The 14346-nt window shown below is 30.2% G+C and carries 15 protein-coding genes; 6 read left to right on the forward strand and 9 right to left on the reverse strand.

Annotation, left to right across the window (positions count from 1 at the left end; genetic code table 11):
• The 4 genes from mazG to ruvX are packed head-to-tail and all read right to left on the reverse strand — an operon-like array spanning window position 1 to window position 2270.
• Window positions 1-783: a nucleoside triphosphate pyrophosphohydrolase gene (gene mazG, locus BTO06_RS06540; protein WP_100924532.1), complete on the reverse strand. Its 783-nt coding sequence runs from the start codon at window positions 781-783 to the stop codon at window positions 1-3.
• Between the two features lie 3 nt (window positions 784-786).
• Entirely contained in the window at window positions 787-1209 is a 423-nt protein-coding gene (locus BTO06_RS06545) for a DUF5606 family protein (RefSeq protein ID WP_100924533.1), read from the reverse strand.
• An 8-nt stretch (window positions 1210-1217) separates the two neighbouring features.
• The gene (gene def / locus BTO06_RS06550) at window positions 1218-1802 is read right to left on the reverse strand and encodes a peptide deformylase (RefSeq protein WP_100924534.1); all 585 of its coding nucleotides are present in this window, start codon (window positions 1800-1802) and stop codon (window positions 1218-1220) included.
• 57 nt (window positions 1803-1859) lie between these two features.
• A complete protein-coding gene (ruvX, locus tag BTO06_RS06555; RefSeq protein ID WP_100924535.1) occupies window positions 1860-2270 on the reverse strand; it encodes a Holliday junction resolvase RuvX in 411 nt (136 codons plus the stop codon).
• A 119-nt stretch (window positions 2271-2389) separates the two neighbouring features.
• Here ruvX and BTO06_RS06560 point away from each other — a divergent pair, with 119 nt between their 5' ends.
• The 4 genes from BTO06_RS06560 to BTO06_RS06575 all read left to right on the forward strand — a co-directional run bounded on the left by BTO06_RS06560 (window position 2390) and on the right by BTO06_RS06575 (window position 6285).
• Entirely contained in the window at window positions 2390-3205 is an 816-nt protein-coding gene (locus BTO06_RS06560; protein WP_100924536.1) for a 2,3,4,5-tetrahydropyridine-2,6-dicarboxylate N-succinyltransferase, read from the forward strand.
• A gap of 73 nt (window positions 3206-3278) precedes the next feature.
• Window positions 3279-4079: a glycosyltransferase gene (locus BTO06_RS06565; RefSeq protein ID WP_100924537.1), complete on the forward strand. Its 801-nt coding sequence runs from the start codon at window positions 3279-3281 to the stop codon at window positions 4077-4079.
• Window positions 4080-5204: a glycosyltransferase family 4 protein gene (locus BTO06_RS06570; protein ID WP_100924538.1), complete on the forward strand. Its 1125-nt coding sequence runs from the start codon at window positions 4080-4082 to the stop codon at window positions 5202-5204.
• The gene (locus tag BTO06_RS06575; protein WP_100924539.1) at window positions 5191-6285 is read left to right on the forward strand and encodes a glycosyltransferase; all 1095 of its coding nucleotides are present in this window, start codon (window positions 5191-5193) and stop codon (window positions 6283-6285) included. Before BTO06_RS06570 ends, BTO06_RS06575 begins: the two co-directional genes overlap by 14 nt.
• Here the strand turns inward: BTO06_RS06575 and BTO06_RS06580 are convergent.
• On the reverse strand, window positions 6282-7046 hold the full coding sequence (locus tag BTO06_RS06580; protein ID WP_100924540.1) for a glycosyltransferase family 2 protein: 765 nt from the start codon (window positions 7044-7046) through the stop codon (window positions 6282-6284). The genes BTO06_RS06575 and BTO06_RS06580 overlap by 4 nt on opposite strands.
• Before the next feature lie 170 nt (window positions 7047-7216).
• Between BTO06_RS06580 and BTO06_RS06585 the strand changes: the two genes are divergently transcribed.
• Window positions 7217-7765 carry an L-threonylcarbamoyladenylate synthase gene (locus BTO06_RS06585; RefSeq protein ID WP_100924541.1) on the forward strand — a complete coding sequence of 183 codons (549 nt, stop codon included), beginning with the start codon at window positions 7217-7219 and terminating at the stop codon, window positions 7763-7765.
• Window positions 7766-7770: 5 nt separating this feature from the next.
• Window positions 7771-9198, forward strand: coding sequence for a CCA tRNA nucleotidyltransferase (locus BTO06_RS06590; protein WP_100924542.1), 1428 nt, complete (start codon window positions 7771-7773; stop codon window positions 9196-9198).
• On the opposite strand, the gene BTO06_RS06595 is transcribed toward BTO06_RS06590, so the two are convergent.
• From BTO06_RS06595 to BTO06_RS06610, 4 genes are all read right to left on the reverse strand, one after another.
• Window positions 9178-9681, reverse strand: coding sequence for a hypothetical protein (locus BTO06_RS06595; RefSeq protein ID WP_100924543.1), 504 nt, complete (start codon window positions 9679-9681; stop codon window positions 9178-9180). The genes BTO06_RS06590 and BTO06_RS06595 overlap by 21 nt on opposite strands.
• 99 nt (window positions 9682-9780) lie before the next feature.
• Entirely contained in the window at window positions 9781-10788 is a 1008-nt protein-coding gene (locus BTO06_RS06600; RefSeq protein WP_100924544.1) for a glycosyltransferase family 4 protein, read from the reverse strand.
• A 2-nt stretch (window positions 10789-10790) separates the two neighbouring features.
• Window positions 10791-12623 (reverse strand): ABC transporter ATP-binding protein, encoded by a 1833-nt coding sequence (locus BTO06_RS06605; RefSeq protein ID WP_100924545.1) that lies wholly within the window; start codon window positions 12621-12623, stop codon window positions 10791-10793.
• Entirely contained in the window at window positions 12624-14333 is a 1710-nt protein-coding gene (locus BTO06_RS06610; RefSeq protein WP_100924546.1) for a phospho-sugar mutase, read from the reverse strand.
• Window positions 14334-14346 lie beyond the last annotated feature (13 nt).

The following is a 14346-nucleotide window of genomic DNA, read 5'->3' on the forward strand; positions in this document are numbered from 1 at the left end:
TTACTTAAAATAAGTTTTGGATTCGTTCCAAAAAACATCCATTTCAGCTAAACTCATATCTGACAATTCTTTGCCAGCTTCTTTAGCTTTTTGTTCAAGATATTGAAAACGGTTTATAAATTTTTTATTCGTTCGTTCTAGTGCGTTTTCTGGGTTTACCTTTATAAAACGTGCATAATTAATCATAGAAAACAAAACATCTCCGAATTCTTTTTCAATGTCATCTTGATTACCATGGTTAATTTCTGCGTTCAATTCATTTAATTCTTCTTGGACTTTTTTCCAAACTTGTTGCGGTTCTTCCCAATCGAAACCAACGCCAGCAACTTTATCTTGAATTCTGTTTGCTTTTACCAATGCGGGTAAACTTCTAGGAACTCCTTCTAATACAGATTTTTTTCCTTCTTTAAGTTTTAGCTTTTCCCAATTTTGTTTTACTTCTTCTGCATTTTTTACAGAAACATCACCATAAATGTGTGGATGTCTGTCTATGAGCTTATCAGAAATAGCATTGGCAATATCTGCTATATCAAAAGCTTTTTTTTCGCTTCCGATTTTAGCATAAAAAACGATGTGCAGAAGCACATCGCCTAATTCTTTTTTTAACTCTTCTAAGTCGTTATCTAAAATAGCATCTCCTAATTCGTAAACTTCTTCAATTGTTAAATGTCTTAAGCTTTCAAGTGTTTGTTTTTTATCCCAAGGACACTTTTCACGTAAATCGTCCATTATATCTAAAAGACGGTTGAAAGCTTCTAATTGTTGTTCACGAGAATTTAACATATGCTATTCTTCTTCCTCAGTAGTAACTTCCTCTTGCGTTAAAGTAGAGAAATCGAAATTAGCTTTCACTAAAATGTTATACCACTGAATTACTTTTTTAATATTTGAAGTATATACTCTTTCTTCATCATATTCAGGTAAAACTTCAGAAAAATATTCGGTTAATTTAGTAGCACTTTCTTTATGAGAAATAGCCTCTTTACCATTTTCCTTACTGGCAATATTGCTAAAAACTTCAGCCAAAGGAATATCTTCAGTATATGTAAAAATGGCAATATTTTCTAATAAGCTGACATTGTGAGTTGCTGTAATTGGCATACGTTTGTCTTCTAATAAAGATTTTACGATAACACCACTTTTTGTTTGTGACAAAATTTCAAATAATCCAGGTTTACCAGATACAGCTATAATTTTACTAAATTCCATGTATATAATTATCTTTTTAATTTAGGAAAGCGCATTCTGTAGTCAGATCGAATCTTTCCTTTTGAAATATTTTCTAATTTTTTCTTGATTAATCTTTTCTTTAATGAAGATAGTTTATCAGTAAATAGAACTCCCTCAATATGGTCATATTCATGTTGAAAAACTCTAGCAGCTAATCCAGATAGCACTTCTGTCTTAGTTTCAAAGTTTTCATCTTGATATTCAATTGTAATAGTTGGTTTTCTCCAAACATCTTCTCTAACATCAGGAATACTTAAACATCCCTCGTTAAAAACCCATTCTTCTCCATCTTCTTCAAGGATTTGTGCATTTATGAATACTCGATTAAATCCTTCTAATACTTTACGATCTTCATCGCTCAAATCTTCATCTGCTGCAAAAGGTGATGCATCAATAATAAATAAACGAATATCTTTTCCTATTTGAGGAGCAGCTAAACCAACACCTGAAGCATTGTACATTGTCTCTTTCATGTTGGCAATCAGTTCGGTAAGGTTCGGGTAATTTTTATCGATTTTCTTTCCTACCTTTCTAAGAACAGGATCACCGTATGCAACAATTGGTAAAATCATAAACAAATTAATTTTTTGATTGCATGCAAAAGTACGAATAACGTTTATTTCTATAAATTATTTGCTATATAAATATGATTGTAGAATGATTGTAGCACTAATTTCGTCAACCAGAGCTTTATTTCTTCGTTGTTTCTTTTTTAGCCCTCCATCGATCATTGTTTGAAATGCCATTTTAGACGTAAAACGTTCATCAACACGTTCAATAGTAATTGCTGGAATTTCCTTCGATAACTTTTGAAGAAAAGGAACAATTAGCTGTTCACTTTCACTATCAGAATTATCCATTTGTTTAGGTTTTCCAACAACAAAAAGTTCTACATTTTCTTTAGATACATAATCTTTTAAAAATGATATTAAATTTTCAGTAGGAACGGTAGTTAAACCAGAGGCAATTATCTGTAATTCATCAGTAACGGCAATTCCCGTTCTCTTTAATCCAAAATCTATAGCAAGTATTCGCGCCAAATTATTTTATTTTTGGCAAAAATACTCATTTTAAACAAGGAAATGTTTTCTGTTTAAAAAATGTATTTTCGCAATTCAAAAATAGATACTGATTTATATTTGTTCAAAATATTTTAAATATGACAGAAATTCGTTCAATTATAGAAAAAGCTTGGGATAACCGAGACTTGTTAAAAGAAGAAGAAACTATTGCTACTATAAGAAAAGTTGTGGATTTATTAGATTTAGGAGAATTACGAGTAGCAGAACCAACAGCTGCCGGATGGCAAGTAAATGAATGGGTGAAGAAAGCAGTTGTTTTATATTTTCCAATTCAAAAAATGGAAACTTTAGAAGCTGGAATTTTTGAATATCATGACAAAATTCCATTAAAGAGAAACTATAAAGAAAAAGAGATTAGAATAGTACCAAATGCTGTTGCTCGTCATGGGGCATATATTTCAGCTGGAACTATTTTAATGCCAAGTTATGTAAATATTGGTGCCTACGTTGATAAAGGAACGATGGTTGACACATGGGCTACAGTAGGTTCTTGTGCACAAATTGGAAAAAATGTTCACTTGTCAGGTGGAGTAGGAATTGGTGGAGTTTTAGAGCCTTTACAAGCAGCTCCAGTAATTATAGAAGACAATGCTTTTATCGGTTCTCGTTGCATTGTAGTTGAAGGTGTAAAAGTAGAAAGTGAAGCTGTTCTAGGAGCAAATGTTGTTTTAACAGCATCAACAAAAATTATTGACGTTACTGGTGATGAACCTGTAGAAATGAAAGGTATAGTACCAGCACGTTCTGTTGTAATTCCAGGAAGTTATACAAAGAAATTCGCTGCAGGAGAATACAACGTTCCATGTGCTTTAATTATCGGAAAACGTAAAGAAAGTACAAATAAGAAAACTTCTTTAAACGACGCTCTTAGAGAATATGATGTAGCCGTTTAAAAATCATAGTTAAATATATTTATAAAGAGACCGAATATAATTTTATATTTGGTCTCTTTTATTTTGGTTTCAAATGGCGAAAATTTCAATTATTATTTCTTATTACAAAGCATTAGATAATTTAAAATTAATCTTAGAAGCACTGAATAATCAGAGTTCAAATGATTTTGAAGTGATTGTTTCAGAAGATGATAATAATCAAGACACTATTGAGTTTTTAGAAGCAAATAGAAAAAAAAGCAAATTTGAAATTCTTCACGTAAATCAGAAGATTGATGATGGTTTTAGAAAAAACCAAATGCTTAATAAGTCAATTAAAATCTCTACCACTGAGACACTTGTTTTTATCGATGGAGATTGTATTCCACATGAACATTTCGTAAAAGCTTATATTGAAAATTCTGAAGAAAATGTAATGTTGAAAGGAAGAAGAGTTATGTTGGGTCAAAAAATTACCGAGAACATTCAAAAAAATAAAACATTATCACCTTTAAAAGGTATATCAGTTTTTCTATCGGATTCGGGGAAGAAAAAAGAAGCTGTTTATTTAGGAAACAAAAGTTTACTTCTAACAATGAAAGATAAAGGCTTACTCGGTTGTAATTGGGGCATTCAAAAGAAACATTTAGTTGAAGTAAACGGTTTTGATGAAGATTACATTCGAGCTGCTGTTGGAGAAGACACTGATATTGAATGGAGACTGAAACGAAACGGAATTGGAAGTAAATCAATGAAAAATAAAGCTATTGTTTACCATTTACATCATGAAAGAAGTTATTCAAATGAAGGAGTTGAAAAAAATAGAGAGTTACTAAGAAAAAAGATTGAAGCCGACAATTATGTTTGTTTAAACGGTCTAGAAAAACGTTCGTAAATGAAAATAGGTTTTGATGGAAAAAGAGCATTTCATAATGCCACAGGACTTGGGAATTACAGTAGAGATTTACTGAAAATTCTTGCTACTCATTTTTCTGATAACGAATACTTAGTTTACAATACAAAACCTAAGAAAATTGATAGATTAAGTGGTTTTAAAAATGTAATGGAGAAACTTCCAGAATCAAATTTTTGGAAGAAATTTTCATCAATTTGGAGGCAAGGTCCGATTCTTAAACAATTAAAAAAAGATCAAATTCGATTATATCATGGGTTATCTGGAGAAATGCCAAGAGGAATTGAAAAAACTGAAATTTCAACGGTAGTTACTATTCATGATTTAATTTTCGTTCGTTATCCTAAATTATATTCATTTTTTGATAGAAAGATTCACTTCAATAAATTTAAATATGCTGCGGAAAAGGCAGACAAGGTTATTGCAATTAGTGAACAGACCAAAAACGATATCATTAAATTTTTGAAAGTTGAAGCATCAAAAATTCAAGTAATATATCAAGGGTGTCATTCAGTTTTTAAAGAAAAAGTCTCTGATGATTTTAAGACAAGAGTAAAAGAAAAATTAAATCTACCGGAAAACTTTATTCTGAATGTTGGAACGATTGAAGAAAGAAAAAATTTACTCAGTATTTTAAAAGCTATTAAGGATTTGAATACCGAATTAGTAGTTGTTGGAAGGAAAACTGAATATTATAAAACAATAGAAAATTATATAAATGAGAATAAACTTAATAATAGAGTTCACTTTTTAGAAGGAGTCACATTAAAGGAATTGGCAGCTATTTATCAAATTGGAAATATTTTTATTTACCCGAGTATATTTGAAGGTTTTGGTATTCCAATAATTGAAGCTTTATATTCTAAAACTCCTGTTATTACAACAAAAGGAGGTGTGTTTCCTGAAACGGGCGGACCAAATTCATGTTATGTAAACCCAAATGATTCAGAAGAATTATCTAAAGCTATTGAAGATATTTTAAATGATAAAAGTTTACAGAATGAAATGGCTGACAAAGGTTATACATTTGTACAGAAATTTAATGATGATGTTATTGCCAACAATGTTATGAAACTTTATAGATCTATTTTAGATGAGCGAAGCTAAGACTATTTGTTTTTTTAATTCAACCAAAACCTGGGGAGGAGGAGAGAAGTGGCATTTTGAGATGTCATCTTTTTTACATTCTCAAGGTGAAAAAGTTTTAGTAATAGTTTCTCCTAACAGCGAATTAAGTAAAAAATTAAAATTAAAAGGTATTCCTATCGAAGAAATTAGCGTTTCAAATTTTAGCTACGTAAATGTTTCGAAGGTGAATAAAGTTGTTAGATTTTATAATAAGCATCATGTTAAAACTGTAGTCATGAATTCTTCTGAAGATATGAAATTAGGAGGATTAGCGGCTCGAAAGGCTGGGATAAATCGTATTATTTACCGAAGAGGAAGTGCAATACCAATTAAGAATTCTTTTATAAACCGTTATTTTTTTCAAAATGTTTTAACTGAAGTATTAGCTAATTCTGAAGCTACTAAAAAAACAATTAATGCTAAAAATTCAGCCTTATTTCCAATAGAAAAAATTACGGTTATTCCGAATGCTATTGATATAGCAAGCTTTGATAATTTACAATTCAGAAATCTATACAAGAGAGAAAATTCAGAAATTGTTTTAGGTAATCTAGGAAGAATGGTTTATCAAAAGAATCAAACTTTTTTAATAGAAGTTGCTAAAGAATTGAAAAAAAGAAATCTGAATTTCAAAATGTTAATTGGAGGTGACGGAAAGTTAGAGAAAGAATTAAAAGATAAAGTAGCTCAAGAAAAATTAGATAGTGAAATTAAATTTTTAGGTTTTATAAATAACCCTAAAAGTTTCATGAGTAGTTTAGATGTTTTCTTATTGCCGTCGCGATGGGAGGGATTTGGATATGTACTGGCAGAAGCAATGTTATGTGAAAAGCCTTGCATAGCTTTCGAAATCAGTAGTAATTTTCAAATAGTTGAAAACAACAATAATGGGTTCTTAGTTCCATTTGAAAATCTTAAGGCTTTTTGTGATAAAATTGAATGGTATTTAAATCACAGAGACCAAATAGATGGAATGGGGAAGAACGGAAGAGAGAAAATAGAAAATGAATTCAATAGTACTTTAATTCAGAATAAAGTTAAAGAGTTCTTACAGTCCTAAGACTTAGCTTTTTTATTCCTTTCTCTTAGTTTCAAATATTTTAAAACGCTATATTCTGCGATATAAGTACTCCAAACATAACCTTCATATCCGTTTAAAATATTTCCTCGAATAAAATATTCTTTAAAAAATGCTAATGGATATTTAAAAAGTAATAATAATAGGTTTACCTTTTTATTTTTATTAAAATACTCTTCTGATACTAAAGTTGCGTATCTATTTTTCTTATAATTTATTTGTTCAACAGTATCAACTGTATAATGAAAAAATATATTTTTAAATCGTCCTTTTTTACCTTTGTATACTACTGTTTCATGAACTTTCTTATTAGAAAAATTGGCATAATTTTTATTGAATAAACGAAGTACAGGTGTATTTTTTAAATAACCATATTTAAACACTTTACCCAAGTAAACATGTTTTCTATTTAAATAGTAGGCTTTATATGGAAGAGTTTCTTTTGAAAATTCATGTTTAATTTCATTAATCAATGAATCAGTTAGAACTTCATCAGCATCAATTGATAAAATCCAATGATTTCGACATTGTTCAACTAAAAAACGTTTTTGTTCTCCATATCCTTCAAATTTTTTAAAGAATACTTTTGCTCCATATTCCTTGCCAATATCAACTGTTGAATCGGTACTATATGAATCTACAATTACAATTTCATCACACCAAGAAAGTTTTTCTAGTGTACGAGCAATATTACTTTCTTCATTGAAAGTAATCAGAGCGGCACTAATTTGGTGTTTTTGCATTAGCGAAATTTTTCATTCACAAACATAAGGAATTTACAGAGTTTAGTTATTCAGACTTTTTGAATAGTAGAAATAAGTTTTCAAAATTCTTGTTTTGAGTTATAAATAGAAAAATAGATTAGATATGTTTAAATTTGCACCGCGATTTTTTTAATTAATTTTTATAGATTATGATTGAAGAAACACTAGAACATTTAGTAAACGGTAATACAATTTTATATCCAACAGATACTGTATGGGGATTAGGATGTGATGCAACGAATAGTGAGGCTGTTAAAAAGATTTATAAAATTAAAAATAGAGAAGAAAGCAAAAGCTTAATCGTATTGGTTAATTCTTTAAAAATGCTTCAGGAGTACGTAAATGTTCCAGCTCAAGCTATAGAAGTTTTAAATAAAGCAGTAAAACCAACAACCATTATCTACAGAAATCCTAAAGGTATCGCAGCTAATATTATTAATAAAGAAGATAATACTATAGCTATTCGTGTAGTTCAAAATGAATTTTGTGAAAAATTGATTGAGAAATTTAATAAACCGATTGTTTCAACTTCTGCGAATTTGAGTGGAAACCCAACACCCAAGTCTTTTATAGATGTGGAACAAGTAATTTTGGATAGCGTAGATTATATAGTAAATTTGCAGCAAAACAAAGTTTCAAAAAGGTCGTCAACCATATTAAAAATTGAAGGAGAAGAAATTATAGTGATCCGAGAATAGAGTTTATGCCAGAGAAGTATTACAAAGAAGCAATTTCGAATAAAATATTTGAATACATTACACAAGCTACAGAAGAATTACAACTAAAAAGTTATGTAATTGGTGGTTTTGTAAGAGATTTTATTTTACGAAGAGGCAACGCAAAAGACATTGATGTTGTTACTGTTGGAAGCGGGATTGAATTAGCACAAAAAGTAGCAAGTTTATTACCGAATAAACCAAAAGTTCAAGTTTTTAAAACCTACGGAACGGCAATGTTACGTTACAAAGAAATTGAGGTCGAGTTTGTAGGTGCTCGTCGAGAATCTTACCATGAAGATAGTAGAAATCCAGAAGTTACAACAGGTAGTTTACAAGACGATCAAAATCGTCGAGATTTTACGATTAACGCATTAGCATTAAGTTTAAATAAAGAATCTTTTGGAAAATTATTAGATCCTTTTGGTGGAATTAATGATTTGGACAATAAAATCATTCGAACTCCTCTTGATCCAGATATTACTTATTCAGATGATCCTCTACGTATGATGCGCGCTGTTCGTTTTGCTTCTCAATTGAATTTTACAATTGAAAAAAGCTCATTAGATGCCATTACTAAAAATGTAAATCGTATTGATATCATTACAAGAGAACGAATTGTCGAGGAATTAAATAAAATAATGGCTTCGCCAGTTCCTTCTATCGGATTTTTATTGTTAGAGAAAACAGGTTTATTAAATAAAATTCTACCTGAATTAATCGCTTTGAAAGGAGTAGAAGAAGTAGAAGGGCAAACACATAAAGATAACTTTTATCATACTTTAGAAGTTGTAGATAATATTTCTAAACACACTGAAGATATTTGGTTACGTTGGGCTGCTTTATTACATGATATAGGAAAAGCTCCAACGAAAAAGTTTGATAAAAGAAATGGTTGGACGTTCCATTCTCATGAATTTGTTGGTTCTAAAATGGTATACAAGTTATTTAAGCGCTTAAAAATGCCATTAAATAACAAAATGAAGTTTGTTCAAAAAATGGTCTTATTAAGTTCAAGACCTATAGTATTAGCTTCTGAAGTTACAGATTCTGCTGTACGTCGATTAATTTTTGATGCTGGTGATGATATTGATAGTTTAATGACTTTATGTGAAGCAGATATCACAACTAAAAATCCAAAGAAGTTTAGACGTTATCATAAGAATTTCGAAATCGTTCGTCAGAAAATTAAAGAAGTAGAAGAACGTGATCGTATTCGTAATTTCCAGCCTCCAATCACTGGTGAAGAAATTATGAAAACATTTAACTTAAAACCATGTCGTGAAATCGGACAAATTAAAGAGGCGATTAAAGAAGCAATTTTAGAAGGAATAATTCCAAATGAATATGAAGCTTCTCACAAATTTATGTTTGAAAAGGCAAAAAGTTTAGGGTTAGAAGTTAACTTGAAGTAAAATTAGAGCATTACCAGTTATATTTTCACTATTTAGGTTAAACCCGAAGCCTAATCCTGATTTAATTCCTTTGAAGATAGAGTTTCGATATAAGTCAAAAATTAGATTTATTCTTACTGGAAAATTAATTGTTTCTATTTGTTTGTTATATGCATAATTATTGAGACTAAAACTATAATATCCTATACCTGAAATTAATTCTATATTTAGGAAATTAGCAATTTTAATATCTCTTCCATATAGTAAATTTGAAGTAATATAGTTATTAGGATTTTGTCCGATCTGGCCTCCATATTCCAGGTTAAGGCCTAAAATATTTCTTTTGTGATAGAATTGTAAGCTAAGTTGAGCAGCAATTAGACCATCTGTTTTTTCGGATTTATAAGGACCTACTCCTAGTGAAATTGAAGACTTATCTGAGGAAATTTGAGCTTTTAAATAAATAGAAAATAAAATTGCTATTAAAGTAAATCGTTTTTGCATTTTTCATAAATTATAATGAAACAAAAGTAAAAACGGCTATTTTTTAAATATCCAATATTATCTTAATTGCATTATTTAGGACAAATTTGAGTGGTTTTCTTATGCGTTTTTAAACAAGTCATCAATCTTTTTTGAACAGTTTTCCCAAGAGTACTCTAAGGCAGTTTCTCTGATGTTTAATTTGATTTCATCTGCTTTTTTAATCAAAGGAATTACAACTTCATGAGAAGCATTTAAATCGAATAAAAAACCATTTTCTCCATGCTTTATGACATCTGGACAAAAACCTGTTTTCGAGGCCACAGGAACACAATTAGAAAGCATAGCTTCTAAAATAGGAACTGGTCCTCCTTCTAACAGAGATGGAGAGACAAACGTATCAATTTTTGCATATAAATCTGGAAATTCTGAATAGTCTCGATTATTATGGTAAGTAAAATTTTGTAGTTTTTTCAGTTCATTGAACTTATCAAATTTTTCCCAATTTTTCCCAAAAATATGGAAGTGCTTTTCTGGCATGTTTTTAATAATCTGATAAACTAATTCTGGGTTTTTACGTTCTCCAAAATTTGAACAGAATCCAACATCTCCGCCATTTCTTTCATGTGAATAGAAAAAATCTGGATCAGAGGCAATATGTATAATTTCTAATTTTTCTGGTTTAATTCCAATTTCAATTAAATCTTGTTTTACTTGAGAGTTTAAACAAATTACTTTGTCAGCTAAGTTCAAACACCAAGCAATATGAGTTTTCGAATAAGAAGTGGTATAATGTGCATGCGTAAACATAACAATGTTTTTCTTCCTCAGAATTTGAGGATTATGCCGCATTGCTCTGCAAAAATAATGAGGGTAAATAAAGTAATATCCGTCTGAATCTGGTAAATCTCTCAATTTAGCATGGAAATAGGGTGATGCATTTAAACCTGAATGCTGGGAAAGTTTCCGAACTTTGGTTCCAAAAATCCACGACTTGTCGGCCTCTCTGGCAACATAAACTAAAGTATCAATAAATGTTTTATTTTCAATCTTGATAAATTTAGATTTTAAGATGGCCAATAAATATTTCCACTTATAGATGATGTTGAATATTAAATATTCCTTCATAATTAAGAATCAATATTTTGCATAGTAACTAACTTGTAATATTCTCCTTTTTTTGTTAGTAGCTCATCGTGTTTCCCTTGTTCAACAATCTTTCCCTTGTGTAAAACCACAATATTATCAGCATTTTGAATGGTAGATAAACGATGTGCAATAACCATAGAAGTACGATTTTGCATCATGTTTTCTAAAGCAGATTGTACGAGTTTTTCTGATTCAGTGTCTAGGGCAGAAGTAGCTTCATCTAAAATCATAATTGGTGGATTTTTCAATACAGCTCTCGCAATAGATAAACGCTGTTTCTGTCCACCAGATAATTTATTTCCACTATCACCAATGTTAGTATCGAATTGCTCAGGTTGATCTTTGATGAATTCATAGGCATTGGCGATTTCAGCAGCCTTATGAATTTCTTCATCACTTGCGTTTTGATCACCAATTTTGATATTTTCTTTAATAGAATCATTAAATAAAATTGAGTCTTGTGTAACAATTCCCATTAAGTTTAATAACGATTTCTTTGTCAGGTTTTTAATATTAACTCCATCAATTAGAATTTCACCTTTAGTAACATCATAAAAACGGGTAATTAGATTCGCTAAAGTAGATTTTCCACTTCCAGATTGTCCTACCAAAGCAACAGATTCTCCTTTTGGAATTTTTAAAGAAAAGTCTTCTAATACATAATCATCCTGATATTTAAACCAAATATTTTTAAATTCAATATCACTATCAAAGGTCAATTTATTTTGAGCGCTTGGTAGATCTTCTAACTCATCTTCGGTTTCTAAAATTTGAAGAATTCTATCAGCTGCAGCATTACCTTTCTTAATAGTGAAACTTGCTTTAGAAATTGATTTTGCTGGAGTAATTATATTATATGCTAAACCAAGGAAACTCAATAATGTTTCTCCTTCTATTGTTTTGTCAATTAATACAATTTGTCCTCCATACCATATTATAACACAAAATACAGTAACACCTAAAATTTCACTGACAGGTCCGGCCAATTGTGTTTTAATCATTAGTTTGTTCATTAATTTTTCAAAACGACTCGTAGAGTTTTGGAATTTTTTATTGAAGATACTCTCAGCTGTGAATCCTTTAATAACCTTTAAGCCTTGTAGTGTTTCGTCTAATATAGACAAGAATATACCTTGCTCACCTTGAACTTTATCAGATGTTTTCTTTAAGTTTTTTCCTATAATGTTTATAATAAAACCTGCAACAGGAATAAATACGAAAATGAAAATTGTTAGTTTAACACTAAAAACTAACATCATTCCTACTGAAATTAAAATCATTAAAGGGTCTCTGAAAATTAACTCTAAGATTGATAAAAATGAGTAATGAACTTCGATTACATCATTTCCAATTCGAGCCATTATATCACCTTTTTTCTTTTCAGAAAAGTAAGATACTGGTAGAGATATAGTTTTATCGTACAAATCGTTACGTAAATCTTTCAATACACCATTTTTTAAGAAAGTGATGTAATAAAAGGCTAGATAGCTAAATATATTTTTTAAAATGAATGTTATTACGATTAATCCAATTACTAAGAAAAGGGCGTTAGATGCATCTTTTTGAACTAACTGATCTGTATAATAACTTAAACTTTGATTTACGTAGCTGTTAATTTGAGTAAAACCTTCATAAACTGGTTTTTTAATAGCTTCTGTCCTTTTTTCATCACCAAATAGCACTTTTAACAAAGGCATAATAACAATGAATGAAAGTGCTGAGAAAACAGCATATAATATGTTAAAAAAGATGTTTAAAAACGCGAATCTTTTATAGGGATTCGCGTATTTTAAAATTTTTTGGAAGTATTCCATTTAAACTCCTAATTGTTTTTTTATTCTTGATATTCGTTCGTCTAATAACCGTTCCACTTTATCGGTACTGTCTACATTCGCTAAATCGTCTTGAACACTTATGTAGAACTTAATTTTTGGTTCTGTTCCACTTGGCCTGCAAGCTACCTTTGTGCCTTTTTCAGTTTCGTAAATTAAAACATTTGATTTTGGAATATTTATTTCAAATTCCTCACCCGTAAGGATATTTTTACGAATTGAGCTCTTATAATCATCTACAAAAGTTACTTTTTCACCATCAATTTCTGTCATTGGATTGTTCCGTAAATCAACTAACATTTGTTTGATTTCAGTGGCTCCATCCATTCCTTTTTTAACCAATGCAACTAAATGTTCCTTGTAAAAACGATTGTTTACATAAATATTTAATAATTCCTTATAAAAAGAACTTCCTTTACTCTTTGCATCAGCTGCAATTTCGCAGGCGAGTAGGGTAGAAGTAACAGCATCTTTGTCACGTACGAAATCACCAACCATGAACCCAAAACTTTCTTCTCCACCACCGATGAACTCTTGTTCAGGATAATCCTTAATCATTTTGGCTATCCATTTAAAACCAGTTAGTCCAACTTTAGTTTCAACATTATAACTGGCGGCGATATCATTTACTAAATTTGTAGAGACAATTGTTGATCCAACAAATTGTTTGCCATTTAGTTTCCCCTGCTTTTTCCATTGTTTAATTAAGAAATCTGTCATTACACTCATGGTCTGATTTCCATTTAGTAATTTTATATTTCCATTTAAATCTCTAATAGCAATTCCCAATCGATCACTATCAGGATCTGTACCAATAACAATATCAGCATTTAATTTATTAGCGTAATTTATCGCCATTTCTAAAGCTTCTGGCTCTTCTGGATTTGGAGATTTAACCGTAGGGAAATTGCCATTAGGCTCTGCCTGTTCCTCAACTACATGAATATTTGTATAACCTGCACGTTCTAAAACTTCAGGAATTAACTTAATTGAAGTTCCATGTAACGAGGTAAATACAATTTTTAAATCTTCTCTTCCTTTTACGTCAAATGTTCCGTTCTTGATAGAAGCATCCCAGAAAGCTTCATCAACTTCTTCTCCGATGTATGAGATTAGTTCTTCATTTTTATCAAAATTAATTTCTGAATAATCTAATGTATTAACTTCTGCAATTATTTCTTTGTCCTGAGGAGGAACAATTTGACCTCCATCTGTCCAATATACTTTATAACCATTATATTCTGGAGGATTATGAGATGCAGTAAGAACGATTCCTGCATGACAGTTTAAATGATTTACACAAAAAGATAATTCTGGTGTTGGTCTTAAATCTTCAAAAACATAAGATTTAATATTATTTGCAGATAAAATTTCAGCTACGAGTTTGGCAAACTCTTTACTATTGTGTCTACAATCGTAAGCAATGGCAACTTTCAAATCCTCAGTTGGGTATGCTTTATGAAGACAATTACATAAACCTTGAGTAGCTTTTCCTAAAGTATATTTATTGATACGATTAGTACCAGATCCCATAATACCTCGCATACCACCCGTTCCAAATTCTGCGTCTTTATAAAAGCGATCCGCTAAATCTTCTGATTTAGAATTAATTAAATTTTGCACTTCATTTCTTGTATCTTCATCGAAAGTAGAAGACAACCAAAGTTTAGCCTTCTGTAAGATTTCTTCCATTTAATAATTTTTT

It is taken from the genome of Tenacibaculum sp. SZ-18, assembly GCF_002813915.1.
Lineage (GTDB): Bacteria > Bacteroidota > Bacteroidia > Flavobacteriales > Flavobacteriaceae > Polaribacter.